This window comes from Nonomuraea typhae (genome assembly GCF_009760925.1).
Classification (GTDB): domain Bacteria; phylum Actinomycetota; class Actinomycetes; order Streptosporangiales; family Streptosporangiaceae; genus Nonomuraea; species Nonomuraea typhae.
The window spans coordinates 1-21887 of sequence record NZ_VRLV01000012.1; the positions used below are offsets into that span (position 1 = coordinate 1).

At 71.5% G+C, this 21887-nt stretch carries 24 protein-coding genes; 13 read left to right on the forward strand and 11 right to left on the reverse strand.

Going from position 1 to position 21887, the window contains the following annotated elements; genetic code table 11:
- Window positions 1–874: DNA-directed RNA polymerase subunit beta (locus FVE25_RS36520; protein ID WP_484549357.1), on the forward strand; the 874-nt coding region annotated here is incomplete at its 5' end.
- A gap of 194 nt (window positions 875–1068) precedes the next feature.
- Entirely contained in the window at window positions 1069–1437 is a 369-nt protein-coding gene (locus FVE25_RS36525; RefSeq protein WP_157252055.1) for a hypothetical protein, read from the forward strand.
- 79 nt (window positions 1438–1516) lie between these two features.
- Here FVE25_RS36525 and FVE25_RS36530 read toward each other — a convergent pair whose 3' ends face one another.
- The 3 genes from FVE25_RS36530 to FVE25_RS36540 are packed head-to-tail and all read right to left on the reverse strand — an operon-like array spanning window position 1517 to window position 3098.
- A complete protein-coding gene (locus tag FVE25_RS36530; RefSeq protein WP_157252056.1) occupies window positions 1517–1780 on the reverse strand; it encodes a DUF1622 domain-containing protein in 264 nt (87 codons plus the stop codon).
- Entirely contained in the window at window positions 1777–2169 is a 393-nt protein-coding gene (locus tag FVE25_RS36535; protein ID WP_246268006.1) for a DUF1622 domain-containing protein, read from the reverse strand. The genes FVE25_RS36530 and FVE25_RS36535 overlap by 4 nt, the downstream gene beginning before the upstream one ends.
- A gap of 23 nt (window positions 2170–2192) precedes the next feature.
- Window positions 2193–3098 carry a DUF4331 family protein gene (locus FVE25_RS36540; RefSeq protein ID WP_157252057.1) on the reverse strand — a complete coding sequence of 302 codons (906 nt, stop codon included), beginning with the start codon at window positions 3096–3098 and terminating at the stop codon, window positions 2193–2195.
- A gap of 311 nt (window positions 3099–3409) precedes the next feature.
- Here FVE25_RS36540 and FVE25_RS36545 point away from each other — a divergent pair, with 311 nt between their 5' ends.
- The 3 genes from FVE25_RS36545 to FVE25_RS36555 all read left to right on the forward strand — a co-directional run bounded on the left by FVE25_RS36545 (window position 3410) and on the right by FVE25_RS36555 (window position 6157).
- Window positions 3410–4351 (forward strand): hypothetical protein, encoded by a 942-nt coding sequence (locus FVE25_RS36545; RefSeq protein WP_157252058.1) that lies wholly within the window; start codon window positions 3410–3412, stop codon window positions 4349–4351.
- Between the two features lie 447 nt (window positions 4352–4798).
- Window positions 4799–5185: a hypothetical protein gene (locus FVE25_RS36550; protein ID WP_157252059.1), complete on the forward strand. Its 387-nt coding sequence runs from the start codon at window positions 4799–4801 to the stop codon at window positions 5183–5185.
- 432 nt (window positions 5186–5617) lie between these two features.
- Complete coding sequence (locus FVE25_RS36555) at window positions 5618–6157, forward strand: transposase (protein ID WP_219825793.1); 540 nt, start codon at window positions 5618–5620, stop codon at window positions 6155–6157.
- A 477-nt stretch (window positions 6158–6634) separates the two neighbouring features.
- Here FVE25_RS36555 and FVE25_RS36560 read toward each other — a convergent pair whose 3' ends face one another.
- Together FVE25_RS36560 and FVE25_RS36565 are read right to left on the reverse strand one after the other, a co-directional pair.
- The gene (locus FVE25_RS36560; protein ID WP_157252060.1) at window positions 6635–7312 is read right to left on the reverse strand and encodes a response regulator; all 678 of its coding nucleotides are present in this window, start codon (window positions 7310–7312) and stop codon (window positions 6635–6637) included.
- Entirely contained in the window at window positions 7309–8514 is a 1206-nt protein-coding gene (locus FVE25_RS36565; RefSeq protein WP_157252061.1) for a sensor histidine kinase, read from the reverse strand. The genes FVE25_RS36560 and FVE25_RS36565 overlap by 4 nt, the downstream gene beginning before the upstream one ends.
- A 200-nt stretch (window positions 8515–8714) precedes the next feature.
- On the opposite strand from FVE25_RS36565, the gene FVE25_RS36570 reads away from it, so the two are divergent.
- The gene (locus tag FVE25_RS36570) at window positions 8715–9923 is read left to right on the forward strand and encodes an alpha/beta hydrolase (RefSeq protein ID WP_157252062.1); all 1209 of its coding nucleotides are present in this window, start codon (window positions 8715–8717) and stop codon (window positions 9921–9923) included.
- Here the strand turns inward: FVE25_RS36570 and FVE25_RS54510 are convergent.
- Together FVE25_RS54510 and FVE25_RS54515 are read right to left on the reverse strand one after the other, a co-directional pair.
- Complete coding sequence (locus tag FVE25_RS54510) at window positions 9841–10470, reverse strand: hypothetical protein (protein ID WP_219825794.1); 630 nt, start codon at window positions 10468–10470, stop codon at window positions 9841–9843. The genes FVE25_RS36570 and FVE25_RS54510 overlap by 83 nt on opposite strands.
- A gap of 60 nt (window positions 10471–10530) precedes the next feature.
- Complete coding sequence (locus FVE25_RS54515) at window positions 10531–10677, reverse strand: hypothetical protein (protein ID WP_219825795.1); 147 nt, start codon at window positions 10675–10677, stop codon at window positions 10531–10533.
- 9 nt (window positions 10678–10686) lie between these two features.
- Here FVE25_RS54515 and FVE25_RS36585 point away from each other — a divergent pair, with 9 nt between their 5' ends.
- The gene (locus tag FVE25_RS36585) at window positions 10687–10908 is read left to right on the forward strand and encodes a hypothetical protein (protein ID WP_181019833.1); all 222 of its coding nucleotides are present in this window, start codon (window positions 10687–10689) and stop codon (window positions 10906–10908) included.
- Here FVE25_RS36585 and FVE25_RS36590 read toward each other — a convergent pair whose 3' ends face one another.
- Window positions 10909–12738: an amidohydrolase gene (locus FVE25_RS36590; protein ID WP_157252064.1), complete on the reverse strand. Its 1830-nt coding sequence runs from the start codon at window positions 12736–12738 to the stop codon at window positions 10909–10911. It lies immediately after the preceding gene.
- Between the two features lie 74 nt (window positions 12739–12812).
- Here FVE25_RS36590 and FVE25_RS36595 point away from each other — a divergent pair, with 74 nt between their 5' ends.
- The 4 genes from FVE25_RS36595 (at window position 12813) to FVE25_RS36610 (ending at window position 14683) form a co-directional block, all read left to right on the forward strand.
- Window positions 12813–13436 carry a TetR/AcrR family transcriptional regulator gene (locus tag FVE25_RS36595; protein ID WP_157252065.1) on the forward strand — a complete coding sequence of 208 codons (624 nt, stop codon included), beginning with the start codon at window positions 12813–12815 and terminating at the stop codon, window positions 13434–13436.
- Window positions 13437–13457: 21 nt separating this feature from the next.
- Window positions 13458–13901, forward strand: coding sequence for a MarR family winged helix-turn-helix transcriptional regulator (locus tag FVE25_RS36600; RefSeq protein ID WP_157252066.1), 444 nt, complete (start codon window positions 13458–13460; stop codon window positions 13899–13901).
- A 72-nt stretch (window positions 13902–13973) separates the two neighbouring features.
- Window positions 13974–14420: a hypothetical protein gene (locus FVE25_RS36605; RefSeq protein WP_157252263.1), complete on the forward strand. Its 447-nt coding sequence runs from the start codon at window positions 13974–13976 to the stop codon at window positions 14418–14420.
- A gap of 5 nt (window positions 14421–14425) precedes the next feature.
- Window positions 14426–14683 carry a hypothetical protein gene (locus tag FVE25_RS36610; RefSeq protein ID WP_157252264.1) on the forward strand — a complete coding sequence of 86 codons (258 nt, stop codon included), beginning with the start codon at window positions 14426–14428 and terminating at the stop codon, window positions 14681–14683.
- 120 nt (window positions 14684–14803) lie between these two features.
- Here FVE25_RS36610 and FVE25_RS36615 read toward each other — a convergent pair whose 3' ends face one another.
- Complete coding sequence (locus FVE25_RS36615) at window positions 14804–15496, reverse strand: TioE family transcriptional regulator (protein ID WP_157252067.1); 693 nt, start codon at window positions 15494–15496, stop codon at window positions 14804–14806.
- A gap of 95 nt (window positions 15497–15591) precedes the next feature.
- Between FVE25_RS36615 and FVE25_RS36620 the strand changes: the two genes are divergently transcribed.
- The gene (locus tag FVE25_RS36620; protein ID WP_157252068.1) at window positions 15592–16746 is read left to right on the forward strand and encodes an erythromycin esterase family protein; all 1155 of its coding nucleotides are present in this window, start codon (window positions 15592–15594) and stop codon (window positions 16744–16746) included.
- On the opposite strand, the gene FVE25_RS36625 is transcribed toward FVE25_RS36620, so the two are convergent.
- Complete coding sequence (locus FVE25_RS36625; RefSeq protein ID WP_157252069.1) at window positions 16743–18866, reverse strand: carbon starvation CstA family protein; 2124 nt, start codon at window positions 18864–18866, stop codon at window positions 16743–16745. The genes FVE25_RS36620 and FVE25_RS36625 overlap by 4 nt on opposite strands.
- A complete protein-coding gene (locus FVE25_RS36630; RefSeq protein WP_157252070.1) occupies window positions 18863–19162 on the reverse strand; it encodes a hypothetical protein in 300 nt (99 codons plus the stop codon). Before FVE25_RS36630 ends, FVE25_RS36625 begins: the two co-directional genes overlap by 4 nt.
- A gap of 92 nt (window positions 19163–19254) precedes the next feature.
- On the opposite strand from FVE25_RS36630, the gene FVE25_RS36635 reads away from it, so the two are divergent.
- Window positions 19255–21885 carry a helix-turn-helix transcriptional regulator gene (locus FVE25_RS36635; protein WP_343046174.1) on the forward strand — a complete coding sequence of 877 codons (2631 nt, stop codon included), beginning with the start codon at window positions 19255–19257 and terminating at the stop codon, window positions 21883–21885.
- The last annotated feature ends 2 nt before the right edge of the window (window positions 21886–21887 follow it).

Sequence of the window (21887 nt, forward strand, 5' to 3'; positions counted from 1 at the left end):
GGCCGGCCGCCACGGCAACAAGGGCGTCATCTCCAAGATCCTGCCGGTGGAGGACATGCCGTTCCTGGAGGACGGCACCCCCGTCGACATCATCCTCAACCCGCTGGGCGTCCCCGGCCGCATGAACGTCGGCCAGGTGCTCGAGACCCACCTCGGCTGGATCGCCGCCAGAGGCTGGGACATCTCCGGCATCAAGGAGGCATGGGCCGACCGGTTGCGCGACAGCGGCCTCGAACACGCGGACCCGGGCACCAACATGGCCACCCCGGTCTTCGACGGCGCCCGCGAGGAGGAGATCATCGGCCTCCTCGACAGCACCCGCCCCAACCGCGACGGGGACCGGCTGGTCGAGCGCAGCGGGAAGGCCACGCTGTTCGACGGCCGCAGCGGCGAGCCGTTCCCCTACCCCATCGCCGTCGGCTACATCTACATCCTCAAGCTGCTGCACCTGGTGGACGACAAGATCCACGCCCGGTCCACCGGCCCCTACTCCATGATCACCCAGCAGCCGCTCGGCGGTAAGGCCCAGTTCGGCGGCCAGCGCTTCGGCGAGATGGAGGTGTGGGCGCTGGAGGCATACGGCGCCGCCTACGCCCTGCAGGAGCAGCTGACCATCAAGTCCGACGACGTCCTGGGCCGCGTGAAAGTCTACGAGGCCATCGTCAAGGGCGAGAACATCCCCGAGCCCGGCATTCCCGAGTCCTTCAAGGTCCTCATCAAGGAAATGCAGTCGCTGTGCCTGAACGTCGAGGTACTTTCCAGCGACGGCAGCTCCATCGAGATGCGCGACACCGACGAGGACGTCTTCAGGGCCGCCGAGGAACTCGGTATCGATCTGTCCCGGCGTGAGCCGAGCAGCGTGGAAGAGATCTGACGCTTCCGGGCACGTCCGCCCGCGAACCCCTGCGGTCCCGGCCGGTGGATGACCGGCCGGCACCGCGGCGCTTCGGCCCGATCACCCTGCCGGCGACGCGCCGGCCGTACGTGGCACTATCGGGACGATGTGGCGCACAGTGCGGTTCATCCGCCACTGTGACCATGGGCGACGTTCCATGAGAAGGGGGACACGTGACAGGGGCACGAGTACTGGTGGTCGGTCTTGATCCCGCCAAGATCCCGGGCTTCGACCCGGAGCCGGTGCAGGCGGCGATCGCCCTGGGTGAGGCCCGGTTCGGCGAACTCGGGATCGAGGCCGACTGGTGCCTGCTGGCACTCGACGGCGATCCCGAAGGGGAGATCGTCGAAGCGCTGCGCGGCAACGACTACGCGTGCGTGGTGATCGGGGGCGGCATCCGCAAGCACGAGCCGTTGCTCGAACTCTTCGAGAAGGCGGTCAACCTGGTCAGGCAGCACGCGCCCGGGGCCGCCATCGCCTTCAACGGCAGCCCTGACGACACCGCCGACGCGGCTCTGCGCTGGCTGCGCCGGCAGGACTGAGCTGCCGGGACCTCCCGGCGCGGCGTCACGCTCTGGAGACACCCACGGCCGTTCCGCCCTGCGAAGGCAGGGTGCCTGGTCAGCGCGGTTCTGCGGAAGGGTGCTGAAACCGCAGGCCGGCCACGACCACCTTACGAATCGCGATCACGACGGCGGTGGTGGCGAGGCTGCTCCAGGAGGGCTGGGCGGCCAGGCGGATCAGCGCGGCCGCGGTCAGGAACTCCAGGAGCAGCGCGACGGCCTCCTGAACGCGACGGGTGGCGATGCAGGTCCAGAGGAAGGTCGCCAGGCCGCAGGCGGTGACCAGGAGCGCGGCCTGCCCGAGCAGCCAGGCCGCGCTCATGCGGCCGAGGTTGGATCGGACAGGTCCGGGACGTCCCGCATGTGTTTCGCCTGTGCTTGCTGGACCTGCGCGCGTTCCTCGGCGATCTCTCGGCTGAGGAAGTAGTTCAGGGCGGTGCGGATGGTGGCGATGGCTGCCAGTTGCCCGATCTGGGTCCAGCTCGGGGCGATCGCGGTGCGCAGCACGTCTCCCGCGAGCTGGAACTCCAGACCGAGGGCCAGGAAGCGGCCCAAGCTGAGGCGGATCCGGGTGAAGTCCCGCACTTGGCCACGATCGCGCACCCCGGCGGTCAGGAACTGGGTGAAAGCCCACAGCGCTCCGATGAAGACGATCAGCGCACCGGCGCCCTCGACCAGTTTCTCCAGCAGATCGACGGCATCGCGCAGCACCGTGGACAGCGGATCCTCCTCCACTAGTGCGGAACGCCCAGGTAGGGGAAGGTGGTGGTGGTGTCGCTGTGCGGCTTGACGCCCTGGGAGGGCGCGTTGCCCTTGGTGAGGACGGCCAGTTGCTCATCGACGATGTCGTCGGCGAACTGGCGGCCGTTGGGGTAACCGGCGGTGCTGGTGCAGTCGTAACGCAGCAGGTCGGGCAGCAGCCGGCCGGCGACCTCGGCCACCTCGTGCTCGCTGTAGCCGCCACCGGCCGCCAGCAGCGTCGCGACGACCTTGCCGGTGTAGTCGCGCCGGTCGTTGGCCGGAGCGCCGCCGTTGTAGGCGTTCTTGTCGGCGTCGGCGGTGAACACGATGTTCATCAGCGGGCGAGCCATCCGCTCCACCTGCTTGCCGTCCAGGACCACGGTGGTCCAGTAGCCGACCGGCCGTCTGCCGAACAGCGTGTTGGGCACCTCCACCACGATGGCGAAGACGTTCTTGTCGGCGAAGAAGTCCGCGCCGGTGAAAGCCATCCCGGCCTTGAACCCCTCCAGGTCGAAGAAGAAGGCGTCGCTGCGGATCCCGGCGAAGAAGGTGTATTCGCCACTGGTCGCAACCTGCGCCTCGCGGCCGAAGCAGGCGGGCACGCCCTCGAACAGCACCTGCTCATCCAGCCGGACCGTAGCCGCCTGCGCGTCCTCATCGGAAAAGGTGACCGTGAACGTCCGATCGGCCACCGCGTCACCATCGGTGTCCAGGTGGAGGTTGTAGGCGGCACCCGGGTGGAACCGCTCGCCCATGGTCGGTGCCAGCGGATTGACGCACATCACCAGCACCGACCTGGTGGCATCGTCCGGCTTCTGGAAGGCGTAGATATCGGTGATGTCGATGCGCGCGTCGCCGTGCGGCGGCTTGAGCCCCGGCGCGTCAAGATGATCGGACATGGTTCCTCCCTGGTTCCCGACTCTGCTCACGGCCCCACTTCCCGCAAGCCGACCGGGCCGAAGTCAACCGGGGGCAATGACTCCACATGGCGCGACGTCTGACGGGGCCGGTTCATGGCGGTCGCTTCATCGTCGTCCCATGGGGCGCCGCGGACGAGCTATGGCAGCTGACCAAGCCCGCCGGGGATGCCCGCATCCTCGGCCCCGGCTGTGGCGAGGCGATGTGGATGTTGCGGCGCTGGAGCCGTCCCCGGCTCGGCCGCCGGGGACGCTATACGGAACGTCCGGTCCGGCCCGTTCGTCGTCATTGCGTGAGCCTCTCCTCGGACCTTGATGAACGGTTGCGCGAGGCGACCGTCAGGATGCACCGCGCCGAGCACGTCCGGCGCCTGCGCGAGACCATGGCGCAGCAGATCGCGGACGTCCGCCGCACTCTGGAGGACCTGGAGTTCGAACTGGTCGAGGAGGAGCGCGACGTCGCCCGGCTGGAGGGCGGGCTGTCCGCCCTTCTGGCCCGCATGCTGGGTAACCGCGAGGAGCGGCTGGAGCGCGAGCGTGCCGAGGCGGTGGTGGCCGGGGAACGCGTGGACGGTCACCGGGCCCGGCTGGTGCAACTCGAAGCCGACGCGGCGGCGGCCGGCGCCGAGCTGGCGGAGCTCGCCGCCGCGCCCCGGGAGTACGCCCAGCTCCTGGCCGAGAAGGAGCGGCAGCTCATCCGGAGCGGCGATCCGCGCGCGCGGGCGCTGGCCGATCTCGGCACCGTGCTCGAGCGGTTGAGCGCCGACGTGCGCGCATGCGAAGAGGCCCATCAGGCGGGGCAGGGCGCGCACGAGGCGCTCGGCGTCGTGCTGCGCTTGCTCGACTCCGCCAGGAACGCCTCCACCCTCGACATGTTCGGTGGCGGCCTGCTCGCCGACGCCTACGAGCACGGCAAGCTGACCAGTGCCGACAAGGCCGCCTGGCATGCCCAGCGGGCTCTGGACGTCTTCTCCCGCGAGCTGGCCGACACCGGGATCGCGGCCCGGCCGGTGATGCCCAAGGTGGACACGCGGTGGTTCGTCGACACCTTCTTCGACAACATCATCAGCGATGTGTTCAAGCATCAGCGCATCGAGAAGACCAGAGGCGAGGTGAACAGGCTGGCGCAGTGGGTCCGCGACACCGGGGCGTACCTCAAGGAGCGCCGCGCCGAGTTGCTGGCCGAGCGCGCCCAACTGCTGACCAGGCGCGAGGAACTGCTGCGCCCCGCATAGCCACTCGGCGACGGGGATGTCCTCGGGGTCGGCGCAGGAGGTTGCCGGGGCAAAGGACGACCCGACGACGGTGTGTCCGCCGCTGCCAGAGACTGGAGGCGGTGATCCGTGCATGCACGCTGCGGATGCCCCTGGATAGCGGCGCCTCAACAGCCTGACGACGCGGACGCCCACCTGCCGGCTCTCGATGCCCTAAATGCCGGTTTTCGATGGTGGTAGGCATTGGCGGAGGTCGTGGCCTCGAGGCTGAGCCGGGGCCTTGCGAGCCCGTTCTTGGCGTTCGGGCTAGCCGTTCGCGTTCCGAAGGCGTCACGGTGTGACGCCTTGGCGCGACGCTAACGACGAGCTGTTGCGTCCCATGGGGTCTGAAGCAGTGGCCGTCTGACCTGGTTGCCTTGGATAGACGGCGCAACGCAACACAGCTCAACGTCATCACGATTACCCGGTATGGCCACGGAAGCGTTCTACACCACCGCCGCACAGGTGTTGCCGACTATCTTGATCGCCCTGTCGGTGGAGATCGGCTTCTTACGGCAGAAAAGATCAGCGGACGCGGAGGCGTACTTCGCCGTAAGTTCCGGCCGAGGCCCATCCGGAATGAACCCGTACCGGGCGGGCCGGCAGGCGCACTATCTGAGGCAGTCAGTCCGTAGACTGTTCGTGGTATTCGGGTGGCTCTGCGTGACATTCGCGATTGGCGAGCTGACAGCGGTCCTGTCTTCAGCGTTTGGCTGGTTCAACGCCTGGACCCTGGGGCTGGTGGTGTCATGTGCGGTGGTTTTGGTCGTTGCGGCCGCGGTGGTCCCCTTCATGAGTCAGGAGTCGCTCGGATAGGGGCACAAGCCGGTCGTCCTGGCCACCACGCCTTCCTCTATGGCGTCAGCACGCTATCCCCGCCTGCGGAACACTGCGAGGTGAGCCTCACTAGGGGAGCGCAGGCGCTCGTAGTCGCGGCAGTCCTTCGCATCACGCCTGGCCCGCGGCCGAACCCGCCCCCACAATTCGGGCAGGAGCACCGCTTCTGGCCAGCCGGCATACGTCCAGTACACGCCCGGCGGCGGTCAGATCACCATCCCCATGACGGCGACATCACTCCAACCGAAGATCATCTTTGCCCTGGTCGGTTGTGACACAGGCACTGAACGTGTTCTCTTTCCTCTGGGCCGTTGCGATGGTGGAAGTCTGATCGTTTCGCGGACAGGGGGACGGCCTTGGAGTGATCATGTGCGGTGCTGAATCGCTGCTGATCGCTACAAGGCCGTGAGGGTGAGTGTGCTGAACGACGCTGCTCGTGTCGAGTCCCAGAGGGTGTTATCCGGGTTCCGGGACGATGTCTATGCCTGCCTGACCGCGCGGGCGGATGCGTTGTTCGAGCTGGTCGAGGCGTTGTTGTGTGAGCCGGGACCGGTGCGCTCGCCGGTGGATTCGACCCTGTTACCTGAGCACCGGCGCGGACACGGCGCCTTGTACAGCGGGCTCAATCACGGCCGGATCGACGTGGGGCGGTTGCGTGAGGTGCCGGCCCGCCTGCCGCTGCCGCGCCGGCCGGCTGGGCGGATCGTGCTGAGCGTGGAGGTCTCGCCGTGGCTGCGCTCGGATGCGGCCTGCTCACCGGAGCGGTTGTTCTGCCATGTGTACGGCCGCGCGAAGAGCGCTGCGCAGTTCATTCCGGGCTGGCCGTACTCGTTCGTGACCGCGCTGGAGCCGGGCCGCAGCTCGTGGACGGCGCTGCTGGACGTGCTCCGGCTGGGTCCGGTCGATGACGCTACCGCGGTTACTGCCGCGGTAGCTGCGTGCGGTCGTTGAGCGGTTGATGGCCGCCGGGCAGTGGAGCCCCGGCGGCCATCACAAGAAGGGCACCAAACTCCGGCGCACCACCTGATCACCGGCCTGGAGGTGATGGCCGGCGAAAGTGCCAGACCGCAAGACTCACCGCGCATACAGCAGATAGCCCCCAGACGGTGAAGGAGCGCCAGGTCAGCTCGCCGTACTGGACCCAGACGAGGAAGCCAGCGGCCACGGGCAGGATGACCAGCCCGAACCATGCCACCAACCAGTCCAGTTTCGTCTTTGGTCGCACCCCCTTATGCGCCGGCTCTGCGCGTCTCACTCTGCAGGGAGTGACGTACAGGAGGCAGAATGAGGCGGAGCACCCTACTCTGCATGGTCGCCTCCACCGCAGATTGCAGGAAGACAGTGAAGGGCGATTCTGGGATGTCGTGCCCTCTCGAACGCGGCCGCACCCTCGCCGATCTACAACGGGGCAGGAAGGTAAATCGCAAGCTAAGCCTTGGGCGGGACTCGTGGCGTGACCAGGCCGCTTTCGTAGGCGAAGATGGCCGCCTGGGTGCGGTCGCGGAGGCCGAGCTTGTTCAGGATGCGGCCGACATGTGTCTTGACGGTCTCCTCCGCGACGATGATGGAGCCGGCGATCTCGGCGTTGGACAGGCCCTGGGCCACCAGGACGAGGACCTCGCTCTCCCGGGCGGTGAGCGCGTCGATGGTGACCCCGGCCGCCGGCCGGGCGGCGGGGCCGAGGCGGGCGAACTCGGTGATGAGGCGTCTGGTGATGTCCGGGGCCAGGAGCGCGTCGCCGCGGGCCAGGACGTGGATGGCCTCGGTGAGCAACTGGCCGGAGGCGTCCTTGAGGAGGAAGCCGCTGGCGCCCGCGCGTAGCGCCTCGTAGACGTACTCGTCGAGGTTGAACGTGGTCAGGACGAGGATCTTGGTGGTCAGGTCCGGATGGGTGGTGATGCGGCGGGTGGCCTCGATGCCGTTGAGGACAGGCATGCGGATGTCCATCACGACGACATCCGGTCTGAGCTCCTCGGCCAGCGCGACGGCGACGGAGCCGTCCTCGGCGGTGGCCACGACCTCGATGCCCGGCTGCGCGCCCAGCAGGACCGAGAATGCCTCCCGGACCATGGCCTGGTCGTCGGCGATGATCACGCGGATCGTCATGCTGCGGTGTCCTTCTCCATAGGGGCCAGTGGGAGGACGGCGCTCACCTCGTAGCCGCCGTCGGACGTGGGGCCGGCGGCGAGGTCGCCGCCGAGCATGGCGGCGCGTTCGCGCATGCCGGTGAGGCCGTGGCCGGCGCCGGGGGTGGGCGGAGCGGGATGCTTCAGCGCGCCGGTGTGGATGCGCACCCCGAGGGCGGTGACCTGGTAGGACAGGTCGACGCTCGCCGCCGCGCCGGGTGCGTGGCGCAGCGCGTTGCTGAGCGCCTCCTGGATGATCCGGTACGCCGACAGCTCCAGCCCCGGAGCCAGGGGCCTGGAGGGCCCTTCGACGTGCACGGTCACCCGAAGACCGGCGGCGCGGACGTTTTCGATCAGGGCGTCGAGCTGTGCGAGGGAGGGCTGCGGGGCGGTGGGCTCGGCGGCGGTGTCCGCGCGCAGCAGGTCCAGCAGCCGCCGCAGCTCGGCGAGCCCCTCGAGGGCGTTGGCGCGGATCGCCGCGAACTCGGTCACCAGCTCGGCGGGCGGGTCCTGGACGCGGTAGGGGGCGGCCTCGGCCTTGATGGAGATGACGGACATGTGGTGGGCGACCACGTCGTGGAGTTCGCGGGCGATGCGGGTGCGCTCCTCCAGGACGGTGCGCTGGGCTCGTTCCTGCGCGGTGGCCGCGACCTGGGCGTTGAGGCGGGCACGATCCTCGCGACGGGCCCGGCCCATCGCGCCCAGGAAGAACGCGGCGGCGAAGATCGCGCAGGCGACGAGGACGAGCAGCCAGGGGCCGAAGGGCAGCACCGCCAGCTTCAGGGCCACGGCGACCGCGGCGCTCAGGGCCGCCGCCGTGGCCGCCGCGGCCGGCCGTACGCGCAACGAGAGCAGGAAGAGCACGGCGCCGTGCACGAACCAGGCCCACAGCTCGTTGTCGGGCGTGGGCGGATGGGCCACGGCGATGGTCACGACGAAGCCCAGCGACAGCCACCACGCCGGGACCGGCCAGCGGAGGGCGACGACGATCGTGGCCGCGTGCGCGGTGGCCAGCAGCCGCGCGACGTCGTCGGCGCCGGTCAGCGACAGGGCGATCGCACCCAGGACGATCAGGACGTGCGGCAGCCGGCGCAGCGCACGCGGCCAGGACATGGGCGGCATGGGCTGCGCTCGCAGGGTGAGCAGGTCCGTCCGCAGGGTGGACGGTTCCGCCTCGGGCATGGCTGGGCTCTTTCGACGGGCGTGACCGGCTTGAACAGGTGACCAGCTTAAACAGCTGTGCCGCCGGGAGGCGTCCCGCTGCGGAGCCGTCCTTGCCTAGCTCTCAAGAGCTACGCAAGGACGGCTCCGCCGGGGGACGCGAGGTGAGCCGGGCCGGCGAGATGGTCGGCAGGCATCCGTTTCGCGAAGGGAAACCCGGCATGATCGTTCTCAAGGTGGCCGCAGCCCTGCTCGCCTCCGTCATCGCCCTGCTCGCCGGGGCGCTCGTGCTGGGCGCCTATCTCCCGGACCTGCCGAAGGCGGGCGTGATCGGCCCTGTGCTCGTCGGCCAGTACCCCTTCCACACGGCGATCTTCGCGCTGGCCGGGCTGGCGCTGTCCGCCCCGGCCTGGCGCGGCGGACTGGTGCGCTGGGGCCGCACGACCGCCGCGATCACGGCCCTTTCCGCGGTCGCCGCGCTGGTCGTCGCCGGCATCCAGTACGGCGCGGCCGCCCGAGCGGGCACAGCCGTCTCCCTGGGCGACGTCTTCGGCGAGCTCACCTACCCGGACGCCGTCCCCGACACCACCCAGACCTACGCGACCCGCGACGGCAGGGCCCTGAACGTGGACGTCTACCTCCCCAAGGCCCGCACCGGGACGCCGGCGATCGTGCTCGCCCACGGCGGAGGCTTCCACACCTTCGACAAGAGCGACCTGCGCGGCACGGGCCGCTGGCTGGCCGACCACGGCGTCGCCGTCTTCGCCGCCGACTACCGCCTGGCCGCCCCCGGCCGCCCCACCTGGGACCAGGCCCCGCTCGACCTGGCATCAGCTCTGCGCTGGGTGCAGGACCACGCGCGGCAGTACGGCCTCGACCGCTCGCGCATCTCCCTGGGCGGCATGTCCGCGGGCGGCGTCCTGGCCCTGAACACCGCCTACCGGCTGCGCAACGGCACCCTGCAGATGCCCGGCCGCCCGGAGCCGCCGGCCTCGGTCGCCGGCTTCTACACCGGTGGCGACGTCGTCCAGATGTGGCAGCGGAACGTGGACGGCAGCCGCACCGCCGCGGAGCTGTTCACCGGCGGCACCCCACAGCAGTTCCCGCACCGCTACCGCGAGGTCTCACCCGTGACCCAGATCCGCCCCGGGCTGCAGCCGACCCTGCTCGTCGTGGGCGACCGCGACCGGAGTGCCACGCCCCGGCAGAACAGAGACCTGGGCCAGGCGCTCCGCGCCGCCGGCACCGATGTCACCGTGGAGGTGCTCCCCTTCGCCGTCCACGCCTTCGACGACGCCTACGGCAGCCTGTCCTCGCAGACCGGCCGCCAGATCCTGCTCGGCTTCCTCACCCGGGACGGCGGGCGGCCGCCGCAGGCCGGACAGGCGGGTCGCCCACGGGCGTGGACCCCGCCTTCCACACGCCGGTGACGACCGCACCGGCCAAGGTGACCACGCCGGCCCCGACGAAGGCGCCGCCGAGCCCGGCCACGAAGGAGGCGCCGCCGGATTGCTGCCCGCGGACGACGGCGCCGGGCACGGCCACGCCCGGTGCGGCCACGTCCGTTGCGAGCACGTCTGGCACGGGCACGTGTCCGGTGCGGCCACGCCCGGCACGGCGACGGCGGGTGGGGTTACGGCAGGTGCGGCCACGGCAGGTGCGGCTACGGCGGGTGGGGTTACGGCGGGTGGGGTTACGGCGGGTGCGGCTGGGGCGGGTGTGGCTACGCCGGGCACTGCCCCGATCTGCCGGGTGGTGCTGCCATGCCCGAGGCAAGGCCCCTCCTGCGGGCTGACCGCATGGATGGCCGCGCCGGTCAGCGGGGACACGGTCAGCGCGAAACCGGCGCCAGCCATCGCCAGCCGCCGCCACCACCGTGCCGTCGCCGTAGCTGGGGCTGGCGTCCACGAAGCCCGGCGCCGGCAGCCCCAGCCCGGCCAGCGTCGGCCCGGCCGGCGTCAGCCCGATGGTGACCACGATCCGGAACCCGTACCGGCCCGCGAACCGGCCCGCCTACCGGAACCCGTATCGGCCCGCCTACCGGGCGGCGAACTGGCCCGCGAACGGGCTGACGACCACCATCGCCAGGGTGGCGAGCAGGGTCTGCAGGCCGGTGCGCAGGATCGACCTGTTCCGCCCTTGCGGGCGGTCTGAACGTGCCGATGCCCGACGCTGTCCAACCACTGGCGGATCATGCGCGAGGCCGGCCTGATCAGCATGAGCGTCGACGGCCGGCACCGGCGGGTCCGGCTGCGTGCCGGCGACCTGGGCGAGTACTTCCCATGCCTGGGCGAGTGCTTGCCATGCCTGGGCGAGTGCTTGCCATGCCTGCTCGACCCGATCCTGCACCCCGCCGCCGCGGAATCACCCGCGAAGGCGCCGGACGCCGCCGGCACGATGCCCGGCCGGTCCTGATCACCTGAACGGCTTGGCGGCCCAGACCTCCTTGCCTCCCACCATGGTCAGCAGGACGTCGGTCCTGGAGATGTCGTCGAGCGGCACCGTGGTGATGTTCTGGTCGAGGACGATGAGGTCGGCCAGCTTGCCGGTCTCCAGCGAGCCGGTGACCTTCTCCTGGTGCATCTGGTAGGCGCCGTTGACGGTGACGGCCCGGATCGCCTCGGCCCTCGACAGCCCGGGCAGGGCGTTCAGCTTCCCGGCGTACTCGGGGTACGCCTTTCCCCAGTCGGCCTCGCGCAGGATGGACGCCTCCAGCCCGAACCACTCGTCGAACGGGTCGAGGCAGCAGTCGCTGCCCAGCGACACCCGGCCGCCCGCCCGCGTGATCGGCTCGGCGGGTTCGTACAGGTCGAAGCGCGGGCCCAGGTACGGCTTGACCGCTTCGGTGGAGTCGGGCGCCGGTTTGGCCCACTGCAGCCCCATCGACGCGGTCACGTCCAGGGCCGCGAACCGCCGGTAGTCGGCGGGGTCCACCACCTCGGCGTGCGCGATGGTCTGGTGGGCCCGGATGCCGGGGTTCGCCTTGCGCGCCGCCGCGAAGGCGTCGAGCGCGGTGCGGACCGCCCGGTCCCCGATGGCGTGGACGTGGGACTGGTAGCCCAGCCGCTCGAGCTCGGCGACGACCGGGCTGAGCAGTTTGCCGTCGATGTACAGCTCGCCGCGGGCCGACTTGCCGGTGCGCGGTTTGCCCTTGGCGTCCAGGTACGGCTTGAGCATGGCCGCGGTCTGGGCGGGGTACTGGACGATGCCGTCGAGGAGGATCTTCACCCCGTCGACGGAGACCCCGGGCTCGGCCACCAGGCGCGGCCCCTCCTGCTTGCCGGGGCGCCACGAGCGGACCGCGAGCGGGATCTGGTCGGCGCGCTCCAGCTCCTTGCGGATCCCGGCCAGGCGTTCGTACAGCGTCCTGGGCTTGCGCAGCTCGCCGATGCCGGTGGAGATCGCGAAGTGCGCGCGGGCGGTCAGCCCGCCCGCCGTACGCAGCCGCTGGAATGTCCTGACGGTCCCGGCGTCGCTGCCGGGGACGAAGAAGCTGGTGACGCCCTCCTTGCTGAAGTCGCGCATCCGCAGGCCGGCGAGTTCGACGGCGCGTTCGGCGGAGATGGGGGGCGGCGCCGGGATCAGCTTGGTGACCAGGCGCGCGGCGGCGTCCTCGAGCAGGCCGTTCGGCTCGCCGTTCCGGTCGTGGTTGATCCGGCCGCCCGCGGGGTCGGGCGTGTTCTTCGTGATCCCGGCCAGGTCCAGCGCCCTCTGGTTGACCAGCGTGGTGTGGGCGGTGACCGCCGCGCTGACGGTGATGGGGCGCTTGGTGGCGAGCGCGTCGAGCATGCGTTTGTGCGGCGCGGTCCCGGCCGGGCGCAGGAACTGCATGTAGAGGTTCGTCACCTGCAGGAAGTCGTCCGGCTCTGCGCCCAGCTCGGGGTCGGCCAGGCAGGCCCTGACCCGGCTCTGGAACTGCTTGACCGTCAGCGGATCCGCCTTGAGGTCGCAGGTCTTCCGGTCCTCGCGGGTGATGTCGTGGATGTGCCCTTCGTGCAGGCCGGGCATCACCATGCGGCCCTTGAGGTCGATGACCTTGGTCGTGCCGCCGATGTGGCGCCGCGCGCCCGCGTCGTCGCCGACGTAGACGATCTTCCCGTTGTCGATGGCGATCGCCTCGGCGACGCTGTTGCGCGCGTCGACCGTGTAGACGAACCCGTTTCGCAGCACCGTGTCCGCTCCGGCCTGCGCGGGAACCGCGACACCGGCGACCAGGGGGAGCAGCGCAGCCAGTACCCGTCTCATGAGCCCTCCGGATTCTGAACTTGAATCAAATTTAAGTTGGTACGGCCGCGCGTCAAGGGGGGAGGATCCTGCGCATGCCAGGCGAACTGCGGACGACCGAACGGCAGGGCCGTACCCAGGAGCGCGGCAGGCGCGCCCGCAGGCGCGTCCTGGAGGCGGCGCTGGAGATCATCGCCGAGCGGCCGGTCGGCGAGATCCAGGTCCAGCAGATCGCCCGGCGTGCGGGCATGAGCCCCGCCCGAGTCCTGTACTACTACCGGTCGCGCGACCACATCCTGGCCGAGACGTTCCTCTGGAGCGAGCAGGAGCTGGCCGCGCGCAGGTCCCGGGAACTGGCCGAGGTCACGGACCCGGCCGTCCGGCTGGAGCGCTACATCCGGATCTACCTGCCGGAAGGCCGCCACGACGTCTCGTGGAAGCTCTGGCTGGAGGCGTGGCTGCGCTCGACCTCCACCAGCGAGATGAGCCGGACGGCCGACGCGATCGACAGCGGCTGGACCCGCGACCTGGTCGCGATCATCGAGGACGGCGTGGCCGGCGGCACGTTCGCGGCCGTGCGCCACGAGGAGTTCCTGCCGGCGTTCAACGCGCTGCTCGACGGCTTGGCCGTCCACGTGCTGATCGGCCGGCTGGGCAGGGACCAGGCCGTGCGGGCCGCGCTGGCGGAGGCCGCGGACAAGCTGACCACCACCGGGTGAGCAGGATGGAACACTGAAGGGGTGAGTGAAGACGGCCGCCCCGCCCCGCCCGCGTCCAGTGCCTCCATCGTGGTGCTGACCCTGGCCAGGCGGATCGAGACCGAGCTCGCCGCCGAGCTCGCGCCGCTCGAGCTGACCGTCAGCCGCCTCGGGCTGCTGGGGCACATCGCGGGGGTGCCGGGGATCTCCTTCAGCGACCTGGCCCGCATGTCGGGCATCACGGTGCAGAGCGTGCACTCCGCGGTGAAGGCGCTGGTGGCGGCCGGTCTGGTGCATGATCACACGGCGCGGGCGGGTTCTGCCTCCGCGATCGAGCTGACGGCCGACGGCTGCCGCCTGCTGGGCAAGGCCCGGGAGGCCGTCGCGGCGGTGGACGAGCGGCTGTTCGGGCCCGGCGCCGATCCGATTCAGCGCCGGGTCGGCCGGGCCGTGCTCGAGGCGTTCCGCGGAGCCCCGCCGGGCTGAACGACCCCGACCTTCAGGGCGGCTGAAGCATGACCTAAGCTTCAGTCACCCTGAAGGTTGGAGGAAGTCTTGCTGGAACATGTCCTGCTGTCGGTGCACGTGCTCGGCGGCATCGTGTTCGTCGGCGGCTCGGCCGCCGCGACGAGCCTGTTTCCCCGCTACGCGCCCGCCGCGTCCGGCGACGGCGAAGGGCGCAGCCGGTCCGTGGCCGTGGCGCTCCACCGCATCACCGGCGGCTACGCCGTCTTCGGCCTCGTCGTCCCCGTCGCCGGGCTGATCCTGGCCGCGGTCCAGGGCCGCATGGGCGAGATCTGGATCACCGTCTCGATGATCCTCACCGCGCTCGCCGCCCTGCTGCTGGCCACCCAGATCCACCCGCGCCAGCGCGACGCGCTCGCCGCCCCCGGCGCGCCCGCCCGCCTGCGGACGCTCGGGATGATCTCCGGCTTCTACAACCTGACCTGGGCGGTCGTCGTGGTCCTGATGATCGTACGGCCCGGCTCCGGCGAAGGGGCGTGAGCCGGATGCTCCTGCTGCGCATCGCCTCGGCCGTCGAGGCCACCTCGCTGGTGGTCCTGCTCGTCAACCTGTTCACCGTGCACGCCAAGCCCGTCACCGCCTTCGGCGGCCCGCTGCACGGCATCTCCTACGTGGCCGTGATCGCGGCCGCTGCCATGCTCCCCGCCGCCGCGGCCACCGGCGCCCGGTGGCGGGCCTTCGTCCCGGGCATCGGCGGGCTGCTGGCCGTACGCGCCCTGCGCGGCGAGGCGCACGACGCCTGAGCCCATCCCCGGAGAGTCTTCATCGCCTCGCACGTGGCGGTCAGCCGCACCCGGCGCAAGCAGGCCGGGTCCGACCGGCTCGGCGCCTTCGTCAAGCACACGATCCCGCCCGGCGGCCCCCTAGCCGGCGATCTCCGACAGGTAGGCGTGCAGGGCGGCCGCGCCGGCGAGCATGGCCAGGCCGCGGGCCGACAGCCGGTCGTGCCAGCCGGCCAGCGCGGCCTCCAGCGGCTCCACGCCTCCGGCCGTGCGCACCTGCTCGAGCAGCGGCGCGATCTGCTCCAGCAGGTAGCCGCCACGCCTGAGCTGGTGGGCCAGCTGCGCGTCGCGCACGTCGGCCGGGGCGTAGACGCGGTACCCGGTGCGCGGATCGCGGCCCGGCCGGATGAGCCCGGCGTGCTCCCATTTGCGGAGGGTCGCCGGGCGGATGCCGAGCCTGCGGGCGAGCGGGCCGATGTGGGTGTGGCCGTGTTCCGGCGGGGTCGGGGCCAGGTCGCGCAGGGCGTTCTCGACGGCGGTCAGCGTGCGGCGGTCGTCGAGGAGCTGGGCGTGGCTCTCGTCGATGAGACGCAGCGCCTCCTCGGGCGAGCCCGCGTTGACGGCCCGCATGATGGACGTGGCCACGTGGTGGCCGTGGGAGGGGATCAGCGCGATGAACGTGCGCAGCGCCTGCGCGTGCAGCGGGGTGTAGACGCGGTAGCCGGTTGGGGTGCGTCCGGTGTGGGGGAGGATTCCCATGTCCTCGTAGTTGCGTACGGCCTGCGCCGACAGACCGTGTTCGCGGGCCAGGTCGATCGGCCGGAGCTGCCTCATGCTTTGAAGGTTACGGCCTCGCCGTACCGGATGAATCCGCCAAAGGTTCAACCGGCAGTTCAGAGATACCGTAGAAGGGAGAGAAAGGGGACGACATGCACCACGACCTGGGCGCGGCTGTGCTGCGGCTGACCGGGCAGCGAAGGATGCTGGGGCTCGGAGAGCCGACGCACGGCGTGGAGGACTACCTCCTGCTGCGCAACGAGATCTTCCGCTACCTGGTGGAGGAGGCGGGCTACCGCTCGATCGCGCTGGAGAGCTGCTGCCTGAACGGGCTGACGGCCGACGCGTACGTGGCCGGCGCCGACCTGGGCATCGAGGAGGCGGCGGACGCCGGATTCAGCCACGGCTTCGGCGACGCGGCGGCCAACCGGGAACTGCTGGACTGGATGCGCGCCTACAACCGCGGCCGCGGGGAGGACGAGCGGCTGCGGTGGTACGGCTTCGACGGGCCGCTGGAGATCACCGGCGCGGCCAGCCCCAGGCGGGCGCTGACCGCGCTGCGCGACTACCTGGCCGCGCACCTGGAGCTGCCGCCGCCACCCGGGGCCGCCGGCCTCGACCGGCTGGTCGGCGACGACGGGCGCTGGGACAACCTGGAGGCCATGATGGACGGCGCCAAGTCCATCGGCCGCTCGCAGGAGGCGGTCCAGCTGCGGCTGCTCGCCGACGACCTGGCCGGATACCTGGAGAGCGAGACGCCGCAGCTGATCGCGCGCACGTCCCGGCAGGAGTGGTGGCGGGCCTGCCTGTATGCCAGGACGGCCACCGGCCTGCTGCGCTACCACGCGGCGATGGCCGACGAGTCGCCCGCCCGGATGGGGCGGATGATGGCGCTGCGCGACGCCATGATGGCCGCCAACCTGCTGGCGATCGACGAGAACGAGGCCGCGCGCGGGCCGGTGCTGGTCTTCGCCGCCAACGCGCACCTGCAGCGCGAGCGGAGCAGCGTGAACCTGTGGGAGGGACGGGTGGAGTGGTGGAGCGCCGGGGCGCTCGCCGCGGCGCGGCTGGGCGAGGCGTACGCCTTCGTCGCGACCACCGCCGGCACCGGGCCGGAGCTGGAGGAGCCCGCGCCGGACACTCTCGAAGGCGTCCTGTCCGCCCGCCCCGGCGACCGCATGGTCGTGGACGTCAAGGAGCTCGACCGGGCCGAGCTGAGCAGGCGGGTGGTCACCACGCACCGCTTCGCCCCGTTCGACCCGGCCCACGAGCCCGACGCCCTGATCTTCCTCAGGGACGCCCGCTAACCCTCACGCCCGGCGGCGGTCATCTCCTCCCGCTCCTCGCGGGTGGCGATGAGCCCCGCCGGCTCGACGATCTTCGACTCCACGAACGGCGCCTCGGTGCTCGGCAGCGGCTCCGGCGAGCGGGCCGCCTTCACCCACACGCGGATCGCGTCCAGGATCACGATGATGATGAGCACCGCGAACAACGCCGCCAGGATGCCGTCCACGGTCGAGTTGACCACGATCTGCCGCATGGCCTCGGGTGTCTTCGCCGGGGCCAGGACCTGCCCCTGGTCGATCGCCGCCTGGAAGCGGGCGCGCTGGGCGAAGAAGCCGAGCGTCGGGTCGGCGGAGAAGACCTTCTGGTAGCTGGCCGTCAGCGTGACCGCCGCGTCCCAGGCCAGCGGAATGCCGGTCACCCACGCCCATTTCAGCCGCCCGCTCTTGATCAGCAGCGTGGTGGCGACGGTCAGCGCCACCGCGGCCAGCAACTGATTGGCGATGCCGAACAACGGGAAGAGCTGGTTGATCCCGCCGAGCGGGTCGTTGACGCCCTGGTAGAGGAAGTACCCCCAGGCGGCGACGACCACGCCGCTGGTGATCACGAGCCCGGGCCACCAGCTCACCCGCCCGATCGGCTTCCACACGTTGCCGAGCGTGTCCTGGAGCATGAAGCGCCCGACGCGGGTCCCGGCGTCCACGGTGGTGAGGATGAACAACGCCTCGAACATGATCGCGAAGTGGTACCAGAACGCCTGCAGCCCCGGCCCGCCGATAAAGTCGGAGAAGATCTGCGACAACCCGACCGCCAGCGTGGGCGCCCCGCCGGTGCGGGCGATGAGCGTCTGCTCCTGTACGGCTTGCGCCGCCGCCTGCAACTGGTCGGGGGTGATGACGAAGCCCAGCTGGGTCACCGCCTGCGCGGCCGACTCGACCGTCGCGCCGACGACCCCGGCGGGTGAGTTCATCGCGAAGTAGAGCCCGGGGCTCAGGATGGCGGCCGCCGTGATGGCCATGACCGCCACGAACGACTCCATGAGCATGGAGCCGTAGCCGATCATCCTGACCTGGGTCTCCTTCTGGATCATCTTGGGCGTGGTGCCCGAGGAGATCAGCGAGTGGAACCCCGACAACGCGCCGCAGGCGATGATGATGAAGACGAACGGGAACAACGACCCGGCGAAGACCGGCCCCTTGCCGTTGAAGGCGAACTCGGTGAACGCGGTCGTCTTGAACACCGGCATGGTCACCGCCACGCCGATCGCCAGCAGGACGATCGTGCCGATCTTCATGAACGTGGACAGGTAGTCACGCGGCGCCAGCAGCATCCACACCGGCAGCACGGCCGCGAAGAAGCCGTAGGCGATCAGCCACAGCGACAGCGCCGACGGGCTGAGCGTGAACGTCGCCGCCCAGCTCGACTCCTGCACCCACCCGCCGGCCACGATCGCCAGCACCAGCAGGCCGACGCCGATGACCGTGGTCTCGACGACCCGGCCCGGCCGGAGTTTGCGCAGGTAGAAGCCCATGAAGAAGGCGATCGGGATGGTCATCGCGATCGAGAACGTGCCCCACGGCGAGCGTGCGAGCGCGCCCACGACGACCAGCGCCAGCACCGCCAGCAGGATGATCATGATGGCGAAGACCGCGATCAGCGCGGCGGCGCCGCCGATCGGCCCGATCTCCTCGCGGGCCATCTGCCCGAGGCTCTTGCCGTTGCGCCGCATGGAGAAGAACAGGATCACCATGTCCTGCACCGCGCCGGCGAAGATGACGCCGGCGACGATCCAGATCGTGCCGGGCAGATACCCCATCTGCGCGGCCAGCACCGGGCCGACCAGCGGCCCCGCCCCGGCGATCGCGGCGAAGTGGTGGCCGAACAGGATGCGCCGGTCGGTCGGGTGGTAGTCGATGCCGTTGTTGAGCCGCTCGGCCGGGGTGGCCCGGCGCGGGTCGGCGCCCAACACCCGGCGCAGGATGAACCGGGCGTAGAAGCGGTAGGCGATGGCATAGGAACCCAGCGCCGCGGCCAGCAGCCATACGGCGTTGACGTTCTCGCCCCGCGACAAGGCGAGTACGGCCCAGCCGGCCGCCCCGATGGCGGCGACGGCCGTCCAGATGATGATGGATCGCAGTTTCACCGGACTGTCCCTCCTAGGCAGGGAAGGTCGGTCGTGAAGCGCCGCCAGCGCCCCCACCGGCGGCAGTCGATCGTGACCGCGGTCCCGGCGAGGTGCATCCAGGCGAGCGGGAGGGCGAAGGCCGGGCCGTCCCCGATCTGGCGCGCACGGCGCGGCAACCGGCCCCGGCGCAGCGGCCGGACCGAGAACTCGCCGTCGTGCGCACAGCACACGCCGGCGCCGTGCCACTCGAAGAAGATCACCTCATCCGGGCGCAACGCGTCCCGAGCTGCGGCGGTGAGTGTGACCGAGAACACATTCAGTAGTAAAGTCCTCGATCACCCCGCAGTAAAGGACCTGATCCAATTCGCCCGCCGGTCACGGCCTTCCGGCGTGGCTACGGATGGTGATGACTTCCGTGCAGCGAGCCCTCGACCGGTTACGGTCCCTCATGTCGCTCACCCCGGTGACGGTGCTGGTCGGCGGGGACACCGGCATGGGCAAGACGTGGCTGGCCCGCCGCGTCCTGGCCGAGTCGGCCGCGGCGGTGAAGGTGGCCGTGGGCTGCCGGGGCCTGCCGCCGGAGCCGCACGTGGTGACCAGGGAACTCCTCGCCCGCCTGACCACCGACGAGGTGGCCCTCGACGGCGGCGCCCACCGGGTGTGCCGGGCGGTCCACGCCGCCCTGGCGGGCGCGGGAGCGGTGCTGCTGGTGGTGGAGGACATCGATCAGGCGGACCCGGACTCCAGGCAGGTCCTGCGCTATCTGGCGACCAGGCCGCCTCCCGGAGCCGCGCTCCTGCTGACCTTCACCCCGGGAGATCACCCGCCCCTGGGCGCGCGACCGGCGTCGGCGGCCGGCGTGGTGGAGCGGGTCGAGCTGGCGCCCCTGACGGCGGCCGGCATCGCGGAGCTCGCCGGCCGTACGCCGGGACCGTGGGCCGAGCAGACGCGCGAGCTGACGGGCGGCGTGCCGCTGTACGTCGAGCAGGTCCTGGCCACCCCGGCGGGCGAGATCCCGCCGGCGGTCCTGGAGATCGCGCAGAGCAGGCTCGCCCACCTGGACGTCCGGGGACGAACGGTCCTCTGGGCCGCGGCGATCGCGGGTGCGGCGAGCGTCCCGCTGATGGCGCGGATCTGCGGGGTCAGCGCGCCCGAGGCCGGGAAGGCCTTGCTGGACGGCGTCGCGGCCAGGCTCCTGCTGCGCCGCGAGGACGGCACGTTCGCCTTCGCGCCGCCGCTGCTGGGAAGCGCCGTGGCGGCGGCCGTCCCGGCGGCCCACCGCTCCCGCCTGCACGCGGCCGCCGCCACGGCCAAGCAGGACGCGCCCCCGGAAGAGGTCGTCCACCACCTCCGCGCCTCCGGTCAGCCCGAGGCGGCGGCCAGGCACGCCGAACGCGCCGCGGAACAGGCGGTCCGCGACGGCGACACGGCACGGGCGGTGCGCCTGCTGCAAGCGCTGCTGGACGAGGCCAGCCTGCCCCCGCGAGCCCACGCCGCCCTGGCCGGCCGGCTGGGCCGCCTGGCGATCACCGGCCTCGGCTGCGCGGACACCATCGCCCTCCTGCGCACGATCCTGGCCGGCCCGCCGCTCCCGCAAGGGCTGCGCGGCGAGCTCCGGCTCCACCTCGGCCTGCTGATGATGAACCAGGCGGGCGACCCCTCAGGCCGCGGCGAGCTCGCCCGCGCCGCCCGTGAGCTGCGCCGCCGACCGGCCCTGGCCGCGCGGGCCATGTCCGCGCTCGCCCTCCCGTACGGCGGAGCCGCACCGCTGGCCGAACACCTGTGGTGGCTGGAGGAGGCAGAACGCGCCCGGCCACGGCGGCACCGGGACCCGGCGTTGCTCACCGGCGTGGCGGTCAACAGGGCGGCGTCGCTGATGCAGATCGGCGACCACCGGGCATGGGCGATCGCCGCCGCGCTCCCGGAAGACGCCCCGGCCCCGGCCGAGCGGCTGCAACTGGCCCGCGGCTTCTGCAACCTCGCCGGACCCGCCATGGCGCTGGGACATCCGGACGCCGCCGCCGGCTACCTGCGGCGCGCGGAGGAACTGGCCCGCCACGCCGGCCCGTCCTACCCCCGCGCCCGGATCACCGAGGTGAGCCTGTACCACGCGTGGGCCACCGGCCGCCGCGACGGCCTGGCCGAGCGCGCCCAGCGCCACCTGGCCGAGCACGCCGGCCGCCCGGCCGAGACCGCCGACGCCGCCCTGGTCCTGGGCCATCTCGCCCTGGCCAGAGGCGAATGGCGGGAGGCGGAGGACCTGCTCGCCGCACCGGGCCTGGACGGCTCCATCGGCTGGTACGGCATCGAGTTCGCCCTGGGCGCGGCGGGCCGGACCCGGCTGGCGACGGCCCGCGGCGAGTGGCCGGCCGGGCTGGAGGCGGCCCTGGAGGTGTTCCGGGTCAAGGGGGTGTGGGCCTGGGCGGGGGAGCTGGTGGACGCCGCCGTGGAGGCGATGCTCCGGCACGGCCGCGCCGACCGGGCCCGCCTGCTGCTGAAGGAGTTCACCGCCGACGTGCGCGCACGGGACTGCCCTTACGCGCACGCGATCGCCGCCCACGGCCGTGCCGCGCTGGCCGGCGCCGCGGGCAGGCCGGAGGCGGCCGGGCTGTTCACCCGCGCCGCCGCCGCGTTCGCCGCCGTCGCGCGGCCCCACGAGCAGGCCAGAGCGCTGGAGAACGCGGGCCGCTGCGCCCTGCCCGGCGGCCTCTCCCAGGTGACGGCCGCCGCCCGGCTGTTCACCGCGCTCGGCGCCACCTGGGACGCGGCCCGGTGCGCCCGCCTGTTACGCGAGTACGGCGGCGCCGCCGGGCCCAGGCGCGGCCGGCGCGGGTATGGCGGCCGGCTGTCACCCAGGGAGCGCGAGGTCACCCGGCTGGTCGCGCTGGGCCGTACGAACAAGGAGATCGCCGAGGTGCTGTTCCTGTCGCCGCGCACGGTGGAGCAGCACGTGGCCAGGGTCATGCGCAAGCTCGGCGCGACCGCCAGGGACCAGGTCCGCCTGGAACTCCTCGAAGGACCGGCGGCCAATACGTAGCA